Here is a 15,226-nt window from a genome sequence, read left to right as displayed (position 1 = left end):
GCCAGTGCGCAGGATCAGGACCCAACGCTGTTGTGCCTGCGCGCGATAAGCTCCTTGGCCGTTTCGACAGCGACAGCGGCATCACGGCAATAGGCATCCGCGCCAATCGCCTTACCGAATTCCTCGTTCAGCGGCGCGCCGCCGACCATGACGATATAGTCGTCGCGTATCCCCTTCTCTACCAGGGTGTCGATGATGACCTTCATGTAGGGCATGGTGGTCGTCAACAGGGCGGACATGCCAACGATGTCGGGCTGATCGCGTTCGATCGCCTCAAGGTAGTTTTCCACGGCGTTGTTGATGCCGAGATCCGTCACCTCGAACCCCGCACCCTCCATCATCATGGCCACGAGGTTCTTGCCGATATCGTGGATGTCCCCCTTGACCGTGCCGATCACCATGCGGCCCAGACGGGGGGCGCCGGTTTCGATCAGCAGCGGCTTGAGGATGCTCATGCCCGATTTCATCGCGTTGGCGGCAAGCAGAACCTCGGGCACGAAAAGGATGCCATCACGGAAGTCGATCCCGACAATGCCCATCCCCTCGACCAATGTCCGCGTAAGAATGTCGTAGGGGGTCCAGCCACGCTCCAGCAGGATATTCACGCCCTCCATGATCTCATCCTTGAGACCGTCATAGAGGTCGTCGTGCATCTGAAGCGTCAGTTCCTCGTCGTTCAGTTCGGAAAGGATGATGTCCTGTTCGTCATCGGCCATAAGTTGTCCATCCAGTTGTGCGCACCGCGCCTGATCTTCATTGCATATAAGACCGCGCCCCGTGGGGGAAGCGGCTCAATCGCGACCATGTCCCGCCGCTTGGCGACATCGCCCGCGCGGGTCTCATGGTCATATCGCCACCCGGTCAGGTGCGCCGACGGCGGCGTTCGCGTTTGGGGGCATCGGCGGCGGCCTCACCCGTGCCATCGCTGGCCGAGGAAAATCCGCCGAGGACCTCCTCGATCTGCTGCAGCGAGGGTTTGGCCTGGCGCGGCGTTTCCTCCAGCGCGCGACGCATGGCGACCAGATGCTCCGGCATGGTTCCGCAGCAGCCGCCGATGATCTTCGCGCCCAGATCGCGGGCCAGGCAGGCGTATTTGCCCATCAACTCCGGCGTGCCGTCGTAATGAATATGACCTTCGACATATTTCGGGATACCCGCATTGCCCTTGGCGATCAGGTTCGCACCCTCCGCCGCCTCGACCATGCCGGTCATGGTCCGCAGCAGGTCGGACGCGCCGACGCCGCAATTCGCGCCGAAGGCCAGCGGCGCGTGCGGCAGCGCCTTCATGAACGCCGCAAGTCCAGTGGAGGTGACACCCATCATCGTGCGGCCCGCAGTATCGAAGCTCATCGTGCCGCACCACGGCGCGCTCAGGTTCGCGCAAGCCTCGGCTGCGGCGCGCATCTCCTCCTCGGAGCTGATCGTCTCAACCCACAGAACGTCGGCACCGCCGGCCAACAGGGCCGCGCCGGCTTCCTCGAACATCTCCACCGCGGAGGCGTGCGTCAGAGGGCCGACGGGCACCAGCAACTCGCCGGTCGGGCCCAGAGAGCCTGCCACGACGATATCACGGCCCGAGGCATCGGCGGCCTCTCGCGCGATCTCGGCGGCGGCCTTGTTCAACTCGCCCACGCGATGCTGCGCATTGTGCAGTTTCAAACGCGAGGCATTGCCACCGAAGGAATTCGTGAGGAAGATGTCCGAGCCGGAGTTGACCGCCCCATCATACAGGGCGCGGATCTTGGCAGGTTCATCCACGTTCCACAATTCGGGCGCGTCACCGGACATCAGACCCATGTTGAACAGGTTGGTGCCCGTCGCACCATCGGCCAGCAACCAGTCACGCTGGGACAGCAGGCGGGAAAGACGGTCGGTCATGTCGGAATCCTTTCAGGCAGCCGAGGCCGCGAACAGGCGAACCCGCTCGATCATGGCCCGCAGGCCGTTGGAGCGTTGTGCGCTCAAATGGGAATCGAGGCCGAGGCGGGCGAACTCCGCCGGGGCGTCGATGTCGAGGATCTCGCGGGCCGTGCGCCCCGAATACAGCGTGCGCAGGATCGCGATCAGCCCGCGCACGATCATCGCGTCGCTGTCTCCGTCGAAGGTAATCACCTGCCCCTCGACCTGCGGCACCAGCCAGACCTGCGAGGCGCAGCCGTCCACCTTGGTCGCGGGGGTGCGCAGGCTTTCGTCGAGAGGCTGCATGGCGCGGCCCAGATCAATGACGTGGGCGTAGCGATCCTCCCAATCGTCCAGAAACTCGAACGTCTCCACGATCTCTTCGAATGCGGCGGCGGCCATTGCGAACTCCGATACTTGCCTGCAACTCTCTTTGATGCGTGGGATGTACGCGTTGTGGGCCGAGCCGTCCAGACCCCCGGCAAAAGCACGGCACATCAGTATGCTGGACCTGACGGAACCTGCACCTTACTGTCGCGAAAAACGTGAGGGAGAGAATGATGACCGGACGCCTGATCTTGCTGAGTGGACTCGCCGCGCTGGCATTCGCGCTGCCCGCCTGCAACCGCGAGGTGGAGGAGCCGGAGGTCGTCTTTGTCGATCCGCGCGTGGCCCGGATCGACCGGCTCGACATCGGACGCTCCCCCGGCGGCTGGATCGTTACCGCCCATGTGCGCGATCAGCGCGGCATGGTGGAGGCTCTGACCTTTGACGAGGTGGACAGCCAAGCGGGCGTCAAGGTCTACGATTTGGTTCGTACCGACACGGAACGTCTGGCCCCCGGACTGGGCGACCTGTCATCCCAAACCGGCGTGGCCGCGATTTTCATTCGTGACGCGGAGCTGGTGGGCGTCACGACAATCGAGGTCCGGGCCGAGGGCGGCAGCAGCATCGTCGTGGTTCCGCAGCGGGCCATCGTGGAATAGCCGCACCCGTGCAGGGCTTGACGGTCAGCCGAGGCGGGGTCAGGGCTGCTCGATCTCAACGATGCCGATGCTTTTTCCGCGCACGCCGAGCGCGATGCGCCCCTCGATAAGATCCTCGGCCTGCGCGCCGAAGATCTCATGCCGCCAGCCGGATCGCAGGCGATCGCCCTCGGGCTGTTTCAGCACATAGGCCTCCAGCTCGGGGATGGTCGCGATCAGCTTTTGCGCGACGCCCGTCCGTTCCGACTGCGCCTTGAGCAGAACCTTGAGCAGGTCCATCAGCGCGGGACTGGCCTGTGCATTGCTGTTTGCTCGCTCCTCACCACGCGGCAGGTCGGAATCCGGTACCGCCATGGCGCGGCGCACGACCTCCAGTATCGCCTCGGCGGTGCGACCCTTGCGGGCCTCACGCAGCAGCAATCGTGACTTGCCCAGATCGTCGATATTCGTGGGCCGGTTCGAGGCGACTTCGAGCAGCGCGTCGTCCTTCATCAGGCGGCTGCGCGGAATGTCGCGCGCCTGCGCCTCGGCCTCGCGCCATTCGGCCAGCGCCCGGGCCACGGCGAGGAAACGCGGTGCGGAGGAACGGGTCTTCAGCCGTTTCCAGGCATCCGCCGGATCGGCGCGATAGGTGTCCGGGCTGGTCAAAACGGCCAATTCCTCGCGCACCCAGCGTTCACGCCCCGACGTGGCCAGCTTGTCCGACAAATGCTCATAGATATCGCGTAGATAGGTCACATCACCTACCGCATAGGTCTTCTGCTTGTCGCTGAGCGGCCGGCGGGACCAGTCGGTAAAGCGGGAGGATTTGTCCAGCCCCGCTTTGCAAATCGAGCGGACCAGAGTCTCGTATCCGACCTGCTCACCATATCCGCAGACCATCGCGGCGACCTGCGTGTCGAACAACGGATCGGGCAATGCTCCGGCCTTTTGCCAGAAAATCTCCAGATCCTGGCGCGCGGCATGGAAAACCTTCACGACTGAAGTGTCCTGCATCAGGTCGAACAGCGGTCCAAGGTCCAGCCCGTCAACCAAAACATCAACGATCGCCGCGCTTTCGGGCCCGCTGCCCGGATAGGCGATCTGGATCAGGCAAAGCTGCGCGTAATAGGTTCGTTCCCGCAGAAATTCTGTATCGACAGTAACATAGGGATGGTTCGCCGCCTCGGCGCAGAACGCTGCGAGGGCGCCCGTCGTGGTGATTTCGCGCATGTGTCCGCCTGCTTTTTTCGTAGTCCTAGCGAACTTGCGGGCGATGTCATAGCCCCAGCAAAACGAATTTGCCGCAGCGTGGCAAAGCGGCACCTCAAACCTTGAGAACATGTCGGAACCGGGTAAGGCTCTCGGTGTTTCTGCGAAACACCTGCCGCCAGGTGCCAGACCTAGAGGGGTGACGCCTTTCTGGCGAAAGGCTGGTTAGCAAACCTTGGAACATGTCGCAGCCGCGTGGGCTCTCGGCGTTTCTGCGAAACACCTGCCGCCAGTTGCCAGACCTTGAGGGCTGACGCCTTTCTTACGAAAGGCTGGTTGGTGCTGCCGGAGAGAGAGAACTTGAACTCTCTCTTCGAAGTCCTGGAAGAATGGGAAGTCCATCTCGCAGACTGTGATCTTGACGATCTGGGGTGCGGCGATGACGAACCAGCACCTTGATTTCAATCAACATTCCGGCGGCTCTCGGAATTCTGCGACCAAGACGCCAATGCCGTTCTCGCTGCGCTTAACCTTCGAGGAACGTGCCAAGCTGGCTGACGCTGCCAACGGGATTCCGCTGGGCACCTATATTAAGGCGGTACTGTTTCAGGAGGACTTGAAAAAGGTCCGGCGGCGCGGCACGCACCCGGTTGCCGACCATCGGGAATTGGCGCGGGTCTTATCGGCCCTCGGTTCTTCCCGGCTCAGCAACAACGTCAACCAACTTGCCAAAGCGGTGCATACCGGCTCCCTGCCGGTGAACCCGGATACCGAAAGCGAGTTGCGCTCTGCCTGCGCGGATATCGCGGCGATGCGCTCAATGCTGATCGTTGCCCTTGGGCTGGAAAGCGAGGGGCCATGATCCTCAAAGCCAGCGAAAGAGCGAATGCCGCCAATCTGGCGCGACATCTGATGAACACGAGGGATAACGAGCATGTGGAACTGCACGAGCTGAGTGGGTTTGCCGCCGATACGCTGCACAGCGCTTTGCAGGAAGTGCAAGCTATCGCCAAGGGGACGCGGTGTAAGAACTTCCTGTTCTCCGTCTCGCTCAGCCCTCCTGAGACCGAAAATGTGCCCATCGACATTTTTGAATCTGCGGTGAACCGGATCGAAAAGCGGCTGGGGCTAGAAGGCCAGCCTCGCGCCATCGTCTTTCATGAAAAGGAAGGACGGCGGCATGCGCATGTCGTTTGGTCGCGGATCGATGTTCGAGAGCTGAAGGCGATCAACCTGCCGCACTATAAAAACAAGCTGAACGGCATTGCCCGTGACCTTTATATCGAGCATGGCTGGGACATGCCGGAGGGCTTCAAACGGGGACGAGCTCCCAGCCCGCTCAATTTCACGCTGGCTGAATGGCAGCAGGCCAAGCGGCTTGGCCATGATCCGAAGCGGTTGAAAGAGATCATGCAGGAATGCTGGGCCAAGTCGGATTCTGCCTCTTCCCTGCGCAATGCTCTCTTGGAGCACGGCTATTTTCTAGCGCACGGCGACCGGCGCGGCTTTGTCGTGCTGGATTATCGCGGTGAGGTCTTCTCCCTGTCCCGTTTTGCGGGCGTGAAGAGCAAAGACGTCAGAACCCGCCTTGGCGACGCGCCGGATCTTCTTGCCGTCGATGAAACCCGACAGTGGATCGCCGCAAAAATGACCAAGCAGGTACAGTCTTATGTACGTGAGCTGGAAGAAAAATACCGCAAGCAGGGTCTGTCGCTCACCTTCCGGCGCAAGGATATGGTGGACCGGCATCGCGCCCTACGCGCTGAACTCAAGCAGAAACACACCGAACGCTGGCAAAACGAAGAATGCAGCCGTGCCGCCCGTCTGCCGCGCGGGCTGAAAGGCCTGTGGAGTTGGGTCACCGGCAACAGCCGTAAAATCCGTGCCCAGAACGAGAAAGAAGTAGCAGAAACTCAGAAACGCGACCGCCAGGAACGGCAGGCCATCATTGAAAAGCAGCTTTCTGAACGCCGAGCGCTGCAAGCCCTGATCGTCCTGCGCCGCAAGCATGAACAAAAGATGCTCTCGCGGCTCAGCCGGGATGTTATCGACTACCTCGCCATGGGCGAAGAAGCACGCGAACTCGTGCAGAAGCGCCAGGATCAGGACATCAAGCGTGACCATGGGCCGAAGTTGGAGATGTAGGGTGAAGCGGTTCTTTAACCGGACATAAGAGCGGTCACACAAGACATCTTTAGGCCTTTGCCTGCCCACCGCCGACAAAACTGATTATCGGCTCAAAGTCTCCGCCATCTGCCGCCCGAAGTGCTATGATATATTGGCTACGACGCTCATTGTCCGCCTGAAGGTTAAAGCCGGATGCCCATGCAATGGGCGAGAGATCGAAATAATCATTCAGATAAATATCGGCAGAGATGCGCGCATGACGCCCGTTGCCATTGGGAAACGGGTGAATCTGCACCATGCGGTGGTGGAACCGTGCGGCAGCCTCCAAAGGTTCGTAGGTGCTGTGTTCAGCCCAATAGCGCGCATCATCGAGAAGATAGCGAAGTTGCACGGAGATGAGCATCGGATCAATGCCTATATTTTTCTCGCGAAGCCGGTAAGTCCCGGCCCATTTCCAGACATCACCAAACAAGCGTTTATGCAGGCTCCGCACAAAGTCATCGGCCAGAATATCGCCGCCGCGCCGACGTGAAAGCCAGCGCAGCCCTTGGGTGATATTGGCCTGTTCCAACTCATCCAGTTCTCCGCGCGTGGAAATATGCTTGAACCGCAGACCTTCCATCTCATCGGGGTCAAGAGGCGTTGCGCCGTCCGGCTCTTCAAACGTCATGGCCCCTCCCAGAAATCAGAGGGTTGTTCGCGCATGAGTTCTTGTGTCAGACGCTCGATTTCGCTTTCCGTTTGCTCCGGTAGCAATGATTGCTTTTCCAGCGCCATATGGGCACTTGCACGGCGGACAATCGCTTCTGCTTTTTGACGAGCCTGATCCTCAACCACATCTTCGATACATGTCTCTGGCACGATGGCATATACGAAACGCGCGCCCATTGCTTGCGCCAATTTTTCCATGTGTTGTAGCGTGACGCCGCCGTCAAGTTCCTTGCGTTCAACCTGATAGATGGCGGGTTTTGTCACGCCCATGCGGCGCGCCAAATCAGGCGCAGACATGCCAAGTGCCTTGCGCATGGTGCTTATCCAACCTTCACGCGGATGCTGAAGCATTGGGAGCTGTTGCGCCGCACTGTCGAGTACGCGGATATATTGCCGCCTTGCTGTGTCCTTCACGCCCATTTTGTTATCCATATATGATCTTGTCATCATAATTATATCATATATAGATATCCCAATAATGTCAATTGGAGTATTTATATACACCCTTATCGTGGCGATGCGATCATTTATAGATATCCCATAAAACTTAAATGTGGCAAATTTCAAGAGGTGAGAGAGGCTGAATCCCCTCCGTGGTTGCCTTGACTCAGGCGGCGACTTCAGCAGTCATTCCGCCTCAAACCACGGCGCACGAGCAGCGGTGGTTTTTCTGAAAATTTGGTAATGAAAACAACATAACGAACAGGCCGACATCATCTATTCAAACGCAACCCGTCGAGCTTCTGCGAAGTCGTCGGCGCTCAGGTTCTGATAATCATTTTCCAGAAGTGACTGGACCAGCATCGACTGGGCTTCCCTGACATCAACTGCAAACGCGACCGGTTCAGGTCGCCTCGCGGACTTGGTCTTGTGCATGTCGGGCATAGCAGCCTCCTTTCCCTCTTTCTTCATAATCTCACATTTGTGCGCCAGATACCAAAGCTCACAGATTGAGCGTCGTCCGTGCACTCCTATTCTGATCGGTTCTTCAAGGGTGCTGAGGATTTCTCCTCTTCCTCTGTCTTTCCGTTCAACCGCCGAACCATCCAGGCCTTCCTTTAGCCGAGGATGACGTGAGGGCCGAAAGGCCCTGAACGGTTCGGGGCCTCCGATCAAAAGGAGGAAAAGACATGAAACTCGTCACACGATTTGAAGCCGCAGCGCTGCCAACGAAAGAACTGCGGGGCCTCTACCGCCAAGTGTTCAACGCGCAAGCCTTGGCACTGCCGGGATCGCAAGATCATCAAGACGCCCTCGCGTCGATGCGCAACATCGAAGCCGAACTGGCACTGCGCCCGCCCTTTGGCTAGAAGTCACCCCAGAAGCCAGCCCCAAGGCCACGGCTGGCTTCTGGGGTCGCGATCACGCGCAATGAAAAATGAAATTGGTTCCCGCTATCGTGATTTCGGAATAATCCATCGACAGGTCACGGGCGATAGCCTCATAGTCGATGTAAAATCGAAGATTTTCGGGGATTTCACCGTAAAGGCCATCTTCTACAAACTGTTCTGCCAGATCGAGCATTGATGACAATTCATATAGCGTCATATCCACGCTGCTCGGATCATCCGCTACCTGATCATGGGAATAACCGCACTCGCCCACGGCGATGATGTAGCGGTACTTGTCGCTTTCATCCCAAGAGTCCACTGCTTCCAGATATGCCATAAAGTCGGCCTGATTGATCCCCCACGCCTTTGCCAATGCGCAGTCGATGTCATCGCCATCGATGAACTGGAATTCGTATTCCTCGACGGCCTGTCCACAATCATTCTTGTTGTTTTTTGCCTTGGTCTCGTAGTCCTCAGCGCTTTCGAAATAGAAGCCACAGGCTGAAATATCGTAGGGTTGTGCATAGAGTAGAATCATAGCTGCCTCACTTGGTTTGGGTTTGAGCAGCGCGAGAAACCTTTCACCCCGCGCATGAACCCTTGCCCAGCGGCGAGCGTCCGAAATAAACCAAAGAGAAAAGCCGCTGATCCGTTTGCGGGCGGCGACAAAAAGAGGACGGAAGCACCGTAAACAGCGCGCCCCAAAGTCCTGTCGCTTGCGACGCCAAAGGCGGTCCTGACAACACGGGAGATACGGCTCAGCCGGATCGAATGGAGCGGGCAGACAGGATCAGGGCTATTGGATTAGGCGGGATGTGGCGGTTTAAGCTGGAATACTGGGTTCCTAGCCGGGAACCGGCAGAAAAAAGGCGGCACTTCAGTGCCGACAGGCCCAACGCGCGCAAAAGATCGACACCGCATGGTCGAGACTACAGGCTCGGTTCGCGACAGCCCGTTCGCACTCCTTGCGATGCACTTAAAACTTATAGAAAACCCCGTTGCATACAGTTTCTAGAGTTGCGGTCACTCTGCAATCAACATTAGACTACTTAAGTATTTTAGACATTGAATTGCCGTAAACACGCCTAAACTAAACGGGTGCGGCAGCTGAACTAAGGCATAACGACGATTACTGAAGCAGCCAACATCGATTCAAAAAGCAACGATGAAGCACTCGATCTCATCGGGAGCTTGATTGACTTTGCCAGTGACAAGGGTGATGCGGCGCTAACTAGGCGCGCTTTTACGTTGTTGGATGCATTTGAAAAGCGCGACCTGACAACCAAGCAGAGCGTATTGCTCCATTATTTCCGCTCTAATGCCTGGGAAAACAGACTTCGCGAGAACGCCAAAAAACAAAGCTGGGATTGGGACATTGAGGAGATTCAAAACCAGATTTTGCACCTACGCATAGCGGCAAGGCACGAGGGCTTTGAAGAACTTGAGGAAGTCTGGCGCTGCTCGATATTGACGAACCTCGCCAACACACTCAATTCCGTGGGCCGGGTGATCGAAGCTATCGAAATATGGGATCGTGTTCTTTGCCTTGAAAAGCGATTTGCGATGGCACTTGCAAACCGTGGGCTCGGATTTTCCTACTATGCAAGAAGCGTCTACGATCAGGGGCACGCATATATGCTCCAACTGGCCGCAGCAGATTCATACGCAGAGGCGTCGTCACCGGAAGCCGTTTTTGAATCCGTTCACAACGCAGTACTTAGCGACCAGTTCAAAAAGTCCTATGAACAGATTGCAGCCCAACTTGATCTGGATAGCGCGCGAGAAAATCTGAACTCAACGGAGTTCTCCCTCGGAGATACCCCAAAAGAATGCGCGTACAGAGAATGGGTTCTGCGGAACCGTCTGTTCCTAAACCCGCTCAATGATATCGGCGCAAAAAACATCGCAGCTCAGGATATCCTGACCCTCCCGTCAATGACGTTTGCATTCGACGAATACGAAGGGCCGAACCCACCGCCTGTGATCGGATTTTATAACCAGCTCAAGCAAGAATTCGTTTCAGCCCGATATATTTTCTATGAGGGTGCGGAATTGGGTTCGGGCTTCGACACCGCGCATTTTTCCGACAAGGATGTCGCGCTCTACAACACACTAGACTATCCGTCATATGCCCTGGCTGTTGAGAAAGTCCGACTTGCCTACCGAATGGGATATTCGCTGTTCGACAAGATCGCTTTCTTCATCAATCACTACATGCAAGTCGGCTGGGCTGACGACAAGGTGAATTTCAGGAATGTTTGGTACCGGTTCAAGAAAGACCGGACGAAAGAACTACGACCGATTTTCAAAGGACGGGAAAACCTGGCACTGCGCGGCTTGTTCTGGCTCTCAAAGGACATCTTTGCGCCCGAGTTCAAGAAAGTGATGGAGCCGGAAGCCGAGTCCCTGGCCGAGATCAGGAATTTTCTCGAACACAAATATTTTCAGGTTCACGAATCCTGGGCTCTTGCCGGAGGTCTCCAAGATCATCTCGAAGGCAGTCCCGGCTATCACATCTCACGAAACGAATTCGAGGCTAAGACATTACGCGTACTTAAACTGGCCCGCTCGGCGTTGATCTATCTGTCCCTGGCCGTCTATCGCGAAGAACAGATGCGTCATGCGGACAAAGATGGATTGGTTGCAAGCATGCCGCTCAGCAGGTGGGATGACGAATGGAAAGTTTAGCATCCATCCATGCAATCAAGACTTAGCATGAGAAAATAGGTCAACCTCGCGTTCGATAATTTCTCCTTCATAGAGATTTCTCATCGTAGATAAGAATTCGGTCTGCCCGCCGTAGCTCGGGTGTCTGACTTTGCTAACCCGATCTTCGCCGCAGGCTGCACTCAGAACTTTGAACGCGTCATTTCCGATCGCAATAATACGGCGCGGCTTAATATACTCGACAATCTTCACCAAGATTTCCGTGCCTGCTTTTCTCTCCCGAGCATTGTGAGCACGATTTGAGAATGGATCTCCCTTCTCAAATGGATGTAATGGAAAGACATTCCATAGGAAAATGGGTTCATTCACACGAAGCAGAATATCCCAGATAACCGCTGCAGTTCTTTCAGCAACCGGATCACCATACGTCGGACGCTTAGGATCAAGCCCCCAACGAACGAGATGATCTGAAAAGTGCACATCGTCCGTCAACGCGAGTCCGGTTCTCCGTCCTCCACGGTAGCCGAGATCACGCCCTACCCATATGGCGTCAAGATCACTTGCTGCCGCCCGTTCCAGCATTTCTACAAGGTAGTGGCAGCGCAATTCTGCAGCGTCTTCCGAGTCGTAGACTGAACAACGTTCAAAATACGGATTGAAGGTATCTTCGAAATCCATCTGTTTAATGGCGTTCAGAATTTCCTTCGAACTCATAAAACCTTCCTTTTGAGCGGCTTGTAGCGCAGCGTTCTATCTTTTCTGTTGCCGATGACAATACCACCTTCGTTTTTTCGCATTTGCCGAAAGACTTCATAACCTTGAAGGATTGCGTCTTCCCATAGTTTTAAGGGGCAGCGCTCCACTTCATAGCCCCGTACAAAATTTTGAACTGCTTTGAGAAGGTCAAAGGAGACGGTGTCTTGATTTTCGAAAAAGTTCAGTGACTTAGCATGAGAGAAAATGTAGGCGGAAAGCCCTTCATCAATGACTATTGCGCGACCGCTATCCTGGGCTTCGTCAACGTCTTTAATGCTCTTACGCTTATGCTTAATTAGAGCACGGAAAGTAGGCGACCAATGAAGTATGGCTGCATTGGCAAAATGGAACACGTCGTGGAAGCGGTAACCGTCAGGATCGCCGATGTTGTCAGACAACGGATCCCCGATAAATACGCCCTGCCACCGCAGATAACTCCTACCATCTGCTTTTTGGGTAATTTCAATCTCGAAATCTCTTGGAATTTGTTCGTCTTCAGGAAACTCGGCATCAAAATCAGGAAGAGTGTCAGCAGGCGGCGTAATAAATCGGCCACAGGTTTTTGAGATATTGCCGTTTAAGACTGATGCAAAAGACACCTTGGATGCTTGCACTGCCTCGATGTAAGTTCGAATAAATTCAACCAATTCTGTCTTGGTGTTTGCTGCATCCGCTTCCAGATTTAGTAACCTAGCGGCCTGCTCACCAAGGCGCAGTAATATTGAATCCAAAGGAGCTAAATCAACGGAGCTAATGGCTTTCGCAAATGGGAGGCTAGGATTTCCGTTTGCGACTATGCTCATTGAAAAACCTTGCCCCTCAAGAGCCTCCGAAAATAGATCCGATAGATTTATATCAAATCTCCTGCAAAGAGCTGCTACATACCACAGCGTATCTCCAAGCTCTTCCTCAACATCGCGCATATAACCAGCGGCAAAAGCACTTTTCTCTCGGTGTAATTTCTTGGACGTGCTCATTACGCTGCCGACCTCACCAAAAAGTCCAAGCAGGATCGGGATGACATCGGCCTTGGAGAAACGGTCTGTCGGAGCGACTAATCGCTCGTATTCAGAAAGCAATACGTTTGAACTGGCCCCCGCTTCGGTCATATGCGTTTCCTCGCCGCTTCAAGCATATCGAAAGGCCGCCCTTGGTAACCTTTGACACCGAGTCCTTCCAGCCACTGAACAAAGGCCTGAATGGTCGCTTCGTCTTCGATTTTTTTTCGACCTCGCCCAGAAAGAACAAGGCCTGCGTCTTTAAGATCGTCGGGTATTTCTGGCCCTTCTGCGCCAAAATAGACAAAATCATTGCTGATCAAAATACGGTCTACTGACGTGTCTCTGTTGATATGCTTTTGAAAACATGTGCCGTCTTCTTGGCTATGGTAGGAATTTAACTGCCCCCATCCACCACCTTCAACGGGATAGTAAATATTATCGCCACAAGCCATGCGATAGCTACCGTATAGATTTGGCTTCTTTTTCGAAAAGCGGGGGTCGTGCCAGTATTCACCAAATGTGAGCGTCTCGCAGACACGCATGGCATAGACGAGAAACCCTCCGCGACGCACCCCCGCTCTGTTGCTACCGGTGCCGACGATCCAATCACCTATAGCCGCTCGCTGTCTAATGTCAGGCTTGCAGGTAGCAAGTGTGCAAAAACCATTAAATGGGTTAGGAGCAAACCCGCTGTCATAGGCTACAATATAGCTGTGAAGTGTCGGCACATTAGTCACCTCACCCGCAGGGATGTCGGCGAATAGGCCGAGGTCCACAGCGCGTGCCGTCAGGGTTTTCAAATTGCTCATAATCACCATTAATCGCGTCAATAATTTTGTCTGCGTTCCAACCGACAAGAGCGTGACCGTATTCGTCCAGCGCTTCTGGAACTTCGCAGCCGTTGGCACCGCGTTCCCACACTCCAATGATTGTCTTGTCTTGCTTATGAGCGCGCTCGATCTCCCAGTTGACCCAATCGCTATTTTTGGTTTCCGGTGAAATGTAAACAATCATTGTGCTGGCCCAATCGATTCGGGGAGCCAATATCTGTGATTTGATATATTCGGGCGATGTTGCGTTGTTCGGACGGCCCGAATTAATCGAGCTGTCCCGAGCATCCATGCCTTTGTTTTTCAAGAGATTCTTCAGGTCAGCAAGACCCGCGTCGTCTTTATGGACGTGACTAATAAAAACATTTTTTGTTTCTTTTGTCATAGCTGAAGACAACCCTTGGTGTTCTATTTCATTATGATACACTACACATAATCGCAATGCGAGCAAAGAACTCAATGAATGAAAGAGGTTAGATGCTTCCTCCTGTCCTAGAGATATTTCTGATTTGGCATCCTCAGGATGAGGCGGGAGCAGCTCTAGCCGAAGCCATCTTCAAGCACTTTATGCACGGGCCTACGTTTTCAGGCGTAATCGGCGGGGGCATCCAAGTATCGATGCGAAGCGCCACTTGGGAAGGTGATAACGGCGCTCCGCGGCCAGTCTATTGGGAGGGGGCTCCAGCTCCCAACGGGATACCACCGGCTAATTTCGTTGCAGCGGTGCCACTATTAGGAACTGAACTGGCAGCTAGTGTCGAAGACACGAACTCCTCATGGCATCACTTCATTGCTTCTGTAGCAGGTGCACAAGAAAATCAGCCGGACAAATTCGGTGTGTTCCCGTTCCTGCTTTCGAGAGGAGCAACGGACGGTACAGAACTTGGTCGATTGCTTGGCGGCTATCAATTTTCAGCAGCAGGCCAGCCTGATAAGGAAGGGGAAGATGTCAAAAGCATGCTTTGTCGAGATCTAACCCAAGGCATCGCGCAACTGGTTTCGCCAGATGAAATGGATAGATTGACAACCTTCATCAGCCATACAAAACGGCACAGCCAAACTGAGGGCGAAGACGTAGATGAGTTGGTTGATCTTGTCAGACACGTAATCGGCAGCACACGCCTGAATGACTTCTTTGATGCCAACGACATTCAACCAGGCACGGATTGGGACGCTGAGCTGAGAGGCAAAGCCGGTACAAGCGCCATGCTTGCGATCCGAACAGACCTTTATTCCAGCCGAGAATGGTGCCAACGCGAGGTCGTGATTGCAAAAACCGAAGGCATGCCTGTGATCATGATGGACGCAATAGGCTATGGTGAAGAGCGAGGATCATTCTTAATGGATCACGTTCCACGGATTGCCGTCCGCAAAATCGATGGACGATGGCAAAAAAGAGATGTGTATCGTGCTTTGAATCTCCTCGTTGATGAATGTCTAAAGCGGGCACTTTGGCTACGCCAAAAAGAGCTCGCTCAGAACCGTCCGGAGCTCGATGTCGCTTGGTGGGCTCCCCATGCGCCTGAGTTCCTCACACTATCTCACTGGATTGAAAACAATCTTGAAAACGCGGCGGACGGTGAAGGCGATATTCGAATACTCCATCCCGATCCGCCATTGGGACCGGAAGAAAGGAGTGTTTTGCAAAAATATGTTAGTGGAACTCGCCTTGGACGGGGAGTTGATATTATGACGCCACGTCAACTGGCGACCAGAGGCGGGTAGTT

18 protein-coding genes are annotated in these 15,226 nt (G+C 55.1%); 6 read left to right on the top strand and 12 right to left on the bottom strand.

The features are described 5' to 3' along the window. Positions 1–14: 14 nt before the first annotated feature. The 3 genes from G8E03_RS09935 to G8E03_RS09925 all read right to left on the bottom strand — a co-directional run bounded on the left by G8E03_RS09935 (position 15) and on the right by G8E03_RS09925 (position 2,301). The gene (locus G8E03_RS09935) at positions 15–716 is read right to left on the bottom strand and encodes a corrinoid protein (RefSeq protein WP_166191179.1); all 702 of its coding nucleotides are present in this window, start codon (positions 714–716) and stop codon (positions 15–17) included. A 145-nt stretch (positions 717–861) separates the two neighbouring features. After that, on the bottom strand, positions 862–1,878 hold the full coding sequence (gene bmt, locus G8E03_RS09930) for a betaine--homocysteine S-methyltransferase (protein ID WP_166191177.1): 1,017 nt from the start codon (positions 1,876–1,878) through the stop codon (positions 862–864). Positions 1,879–1,890: 12 nt separating this feature from the next. After that, positions 1,891–2,301, bottom strand: coding sequence for a SufE family protein (locus G8E03_RS09925; protein ID WP_166191175.1), 411 nt, complete (start codon positions 2,299–2,301; stop codon positions 1,891–1,893). A 158-nt stretch (positions 2,302–2,459) separates the two neighbouring features. Here G8E03_RS09925 and G8E03_RS09920 point away from each other — a divergent pair, with 158 nt between their 5' ends. Next, complete coding sequence (locus G8E03_RS09920; RefSeq protein WP_166191173.1) at positions 2,460–2,885, top strand: hypothetical protein; 426 nt, start codon at positions 2,460–2,462, stop codon at positions 2,883–2,885. Positions 2,886–2,924: 39 nt separating this feature from the next. Here G8E03_RS09920 and rnd read toward each other — a convergent pair whose 3' ends face one another. Beyond that, positions 2,925–4,097: a ribonuclease D gene (rnd, locus tag G8E03_RS09915; protein ID WP_166191171.1), complete on the bottom strand. Its 1,173-nt coding sequence runs from the start codon at positions 4,095–4,097 to the stop codon at positions 2,925–2,927. A 397-nt stretch (positions 4,098–4,494) separates the two neighbouring features. Between rnd and G8E03_RS09910 the strand changes: the two genes are divergently transcribed. Both G8E03_RS09910 and G8E03_RS09905 read left to right on the top strand, forming a co-directional pair. Continuing rightward, on the top strand, positions 4,495–4,938 hold the full coding sequence (locus G8E03_RS09910; RefSeq protein ID WP_240910322.1) for a hypothetical protein: 444 nt from the start codon (positions 4,495–4,497) through the stop codon (positions 4,936–4,938). After that, the gene (locus G8E03_RS09905; RefSeq protein ID WP_166191169.1) at positions 4,935–6,221 is read left to right on the top strand and encodes a relaxase/mobilization nuclease domain-containing protein; all 1,287 of its coding nucleotides are present in this window, start codon (positions 4,935–4,937) and stop codon (positions 6,219–6,221) included. The genes G8E03_RS09910 and G8E03_RS09905 overlap by 4 nt, the downstream gene beginning before the upstream one ends. Positions 6,222–6,270: 49 nt before the next feature. Here G8E03_RS09905 and G8E03_RS09900 read toward each other — a convergent pair whose 3' ends face one another. The 3 genes from G8E03_RS09900 to G8E03_RS09890 all read right to left on the bottom strand — a co-directional run bounded on the left by G8E03_RS09900 (position 6,271) and on the right by G8E03_RS09890 (position 7,799). After that, positions 6,271–6,873: a mobile mystery protein B gene (locus G8E03_RS09900; protein ID WP_166191167.1), complete on the bottom strand. Its 603-nt coding sequence runs from the start codon at positions 6,871–6,873 to the stop codon at positions 6,271–6,273. After that, entirely contained in the window at positions 6,870–7,334 is a 465-nt protein-coding gene (locus G8E03_RS09895; RefSeq protein WP_166194083.1) for a mobile mystery protein A, read from the bottom strand. Before G8E03_RS09895 ends, G8E03_RS09900 begins: the two co-directional genes overlap by 4 nt. A gap of 297 nt (positions 7,335–7,631) precedes the next feature. Then, on the bottom strand, positions 7,632–7,799 hold the full coding sequence (locus G8E03_RS09890; RefSeq protein ID WP_166191165.1) for a hypothetical protein: 168 nt from the start codon (positions 7,797–7,799) through the stop codon (positions 7,632–7,634). A gap of 245 nt (positions 7,800–8,044) precedes the next feature. Between G8E03_RS09890 and G8E03_RS09885 the strand changes: the two genes are divergently transcribed. Then, positions 8,045–8,224 (top strand): hypothetical protein, encoded by a 180-nt coding sequence (locus G8E03_RS09885; protein WP_166191163.1) that lies wholly within the window; start codon positions 8,045–8,047, stop codon positions 8,222–8,224. A gap of 52 nt (positions 8,225–8,276) precedes the next feature. Here the strand turns inward: G8E03_RS09885 and G8E03_RS09880 are convergent, their stop codons facing one another. Continuing rightward, positions 8,277–8,783, bottom strand: a complete 507-nt coding sequence (locus G8E03_RS09880; RefSeq protein WP_166191161.1) for an antirestriction protein ArdA — start codon at positions 8,781–8,783, stop codon at positions 8,277–8,279. Positions 8,784–9,436: 653 nt separating this feature from the next. Between G8E03_RS09880 and G8E03_RS09875 the strand changes: the two genes are divergently transcribed. Beyond that, positions 9,437–10,933 carry an LA2681 family HEPN domain-containing protein gene (locus G8E03_RS09875; protein WP_166191159.1) on the top strand — a complete coding sequence of 499 codons (1,497 nt, stop codon included), beginning with the start codon at positions 9,437–9,439 and terminating at the stop codon, positions 10,931–10,933. 15 nt (positions 10,934–10,948) lie between these two features. Here G8E03_RS09875 and G8E03_RS09870 read toward each other — a convergent pair whose 3' ends face one another. The 4 genes from G8E03_RS09870 to G8E03_RS09855 are packed head-to-tail and all read right to left on the bottom strand — an operon-like array spanning position 10,949 to position 13,884. After that, positions 10,949–11,626 (bottom strand): uracil-DNA glycosylase, encoded by a 678-nt coding sequence (locus G8E03_RS09870; protein ID WP_166191157.1) that lies wholly within the window; start codon positions 11,624–11,626, stop codon positions 10,949–10,951. After that, complete coding sequence (locus G8E03_RS09865) at positions 11,623–12,777, bottom strand: nucleoside triphosphate pyrophosphohydrolase family protein (RefSeq protein WP_166191155.1); 1,155 nt, start codon at positions 12,775–12,777, stop codon at positions 11,623–11,625. The genes G8E03_RS09870 and G8E03_RS09865 overlap by 4 nt, the downstream gene beginning before the upstream one ends. Next, positions 12,774–13,478 carry an Nmad2 family putative nucleotide modification protein gene (locus tag G8E03_RS09860; RefSeq protein WP_240910321.1) on the bottom strand — a complete coding sequence of 235 codons (705 nt, stop codon included), beginning with the start codon at positions 13,476–13,478 and terminating at the stop codon, positions 12,774–12,776. Before G8E03_RS09860 ends, G8E03_RS09865 begins: the two co-directional genes overlap by 4 nt. Then, positions 13,408–13,884: a TIR domain-containing protein gene (locus G8E03_RS09855; RefSeq protein ID WP_166191153.1), complete on the bottom strand. Its 477-nt coding sequence runs from the start codon at positions 13,882–13,884 to the stop codon at positions 13,408–13,410. Before G8E03_RS09855 ends, G8E03_RS09860 begins: the two co-directional genes overlap by 71 nt. Before the next feature lie 92 nt (positions 13,885–13,976). Between G8E03_RS09855 and G8E03_RS09850 the strand changes: the two genes are divergently transcribed. Beyond that, positions 13,977–15,224, top strand: coding sequence for a toll/interleukin-1 receptor domain-containing protein (locus G8E03_RS09850; RefSeq protein WP_166191151.1), 1,248 nt, complete (start codon positions 13,977–13,979; stop codon positions 15,222–15,224). The last annotated feature ends 2 nt before the right edge of the window (positions 15,225–15,226 follow it).

The organism is Pontivivens nitratireducens, assembly GCF_011290545.1.
Lineage (GTDB): Bacteria > Pseudomonadota > Alphaproteobacteria > Rhodobacterales > Rhodobacteraceae > Pontivivens > Pontivivens nitratireducens.
This window is presented reverse-complemented; position numbering and strand designations above follow the sequence as displayed.

What these genes read in the sequence shown, in the direction of transcription:
- G8E03_RS09935 (WP_166191179.1), bottom strand. Translation starts at nt 716, where the DNA reads ATGGCCGATGACGAACAGGACATCATCCTTTCCGAACTGAACGACGAG.
- bmt (WP_166191177.1), bottom strand. Translation starts at nt 1,878, where the DNA reads ATGACCGACCGTCTTTCCCGCCTGCTGTCCCAGCGTGACTGGTTGCTG.
- G8E03_RS09925 (WP_166191175.1), bottom strand. Translation starts at nt 2,301, where the DNA reads ATGGCCGCCGCCGCATTCGAAGAGATCGTGGAGACGTTCGAGTTTCTG.
- G8E03_RS09920 (WP_166191173.1), top strand. Translation starts at nt 2,460, where the DNA reads ATGACCGGACGCCTGATCTTGCTGAGTGGACTCGCCGCGCTGGCATTC.
- rnd (WP_166191171.1), bottom strand. Translation starts at nt 4,097, where the DNA reads ATGCGCGAAATCACCACGACGGGCGCCCTCGCAGCGTTCTGCGCCGAG.
- G8E03_RS09905 (WP_166191169.1), top strand. Translation starts at nt 4,935, where the DNA reads ATGATCCTCAAAGCCAGCGAAAGAGCGAATGCCGCCAATCTGGCGCGA.
- G8E03_RS09900 (WP_166191167.1), bottom strand. Translation starts at nt 6,873, where the DNA reads ATGACGTTTGAAGAGCCGGACGGCGCAACGCCTCTTGACCCCGATGAG.
- G8E03_RS09895 (WP_166194083.1), bottom strand. Translation starts at nt 7,334, where the DNA reads ATGGGCGTGAAGGACACAGCAAGGCGGCAATATATCCGCGTACTCGAC.
- G8E03_RS09890 (WP_166191165.1), bottom strand. Translation starts at nt 7,799, where the DNA reads ATGCCCGACATGCACAAGACCAAGTCCGCGAGGCGACCTGAACCGGTC.
- G8E03_RS09885 (WP_166191163.1), top strand. Translation starts at nt 8,045, where the DNA reads ATGAAACTCGTCACACGATTTGAAGCCGCAGCGCTGCCAACGAAAGAA.
- G8E03_RS09880 (WP_166191161.1), bottom strand. Translation starts at nt 8,783, where the DNA reads ATGATTCTACTCTATGCACAACCCTACGATATTTCAGCCTGTGGCTTC.
- G8E03_RS09870 (WP_166191157.1), bottom strand. Translation starts at nt 11,626, where the DNA reads ATGAGTTCGAAGGAAATTCTGAACGCCATTAAACAGATGGATTTCGAA.
- G8E03_RS09865 (WP_166191155.1), bottom strand. Translation starts at nt 12,777, where the DNA reads ATGACCGAAGCGGGGGCCAGTTCAAACGTATTGCTTTCTGAATACGAG.
- G8E03_RS09860 (WP_240910321.1), bottom strand. Translation starts at nt 13,478, where the DNA reads ATGAGCAATTTGAAAACCCTGACGGCACGCGCTGTGGACCTCGGCCTA.
- G8E03_RS09855 (WP_166191153.1), bottom strand. Translation starts at nt 13,884, where the DNA reads ATGACAAAAGAAACAAAAAATGTTTTTATTAGTCACGTCCATAAAGAC.
- G8E03_RS09850 (WP_166191151.1), top strand. Translation starts at nt 13,977, where the DNA reads ATGCTTCCTCCTGTCCTAGAGATATTTCTGATTTGGCATCCTCAGGAT.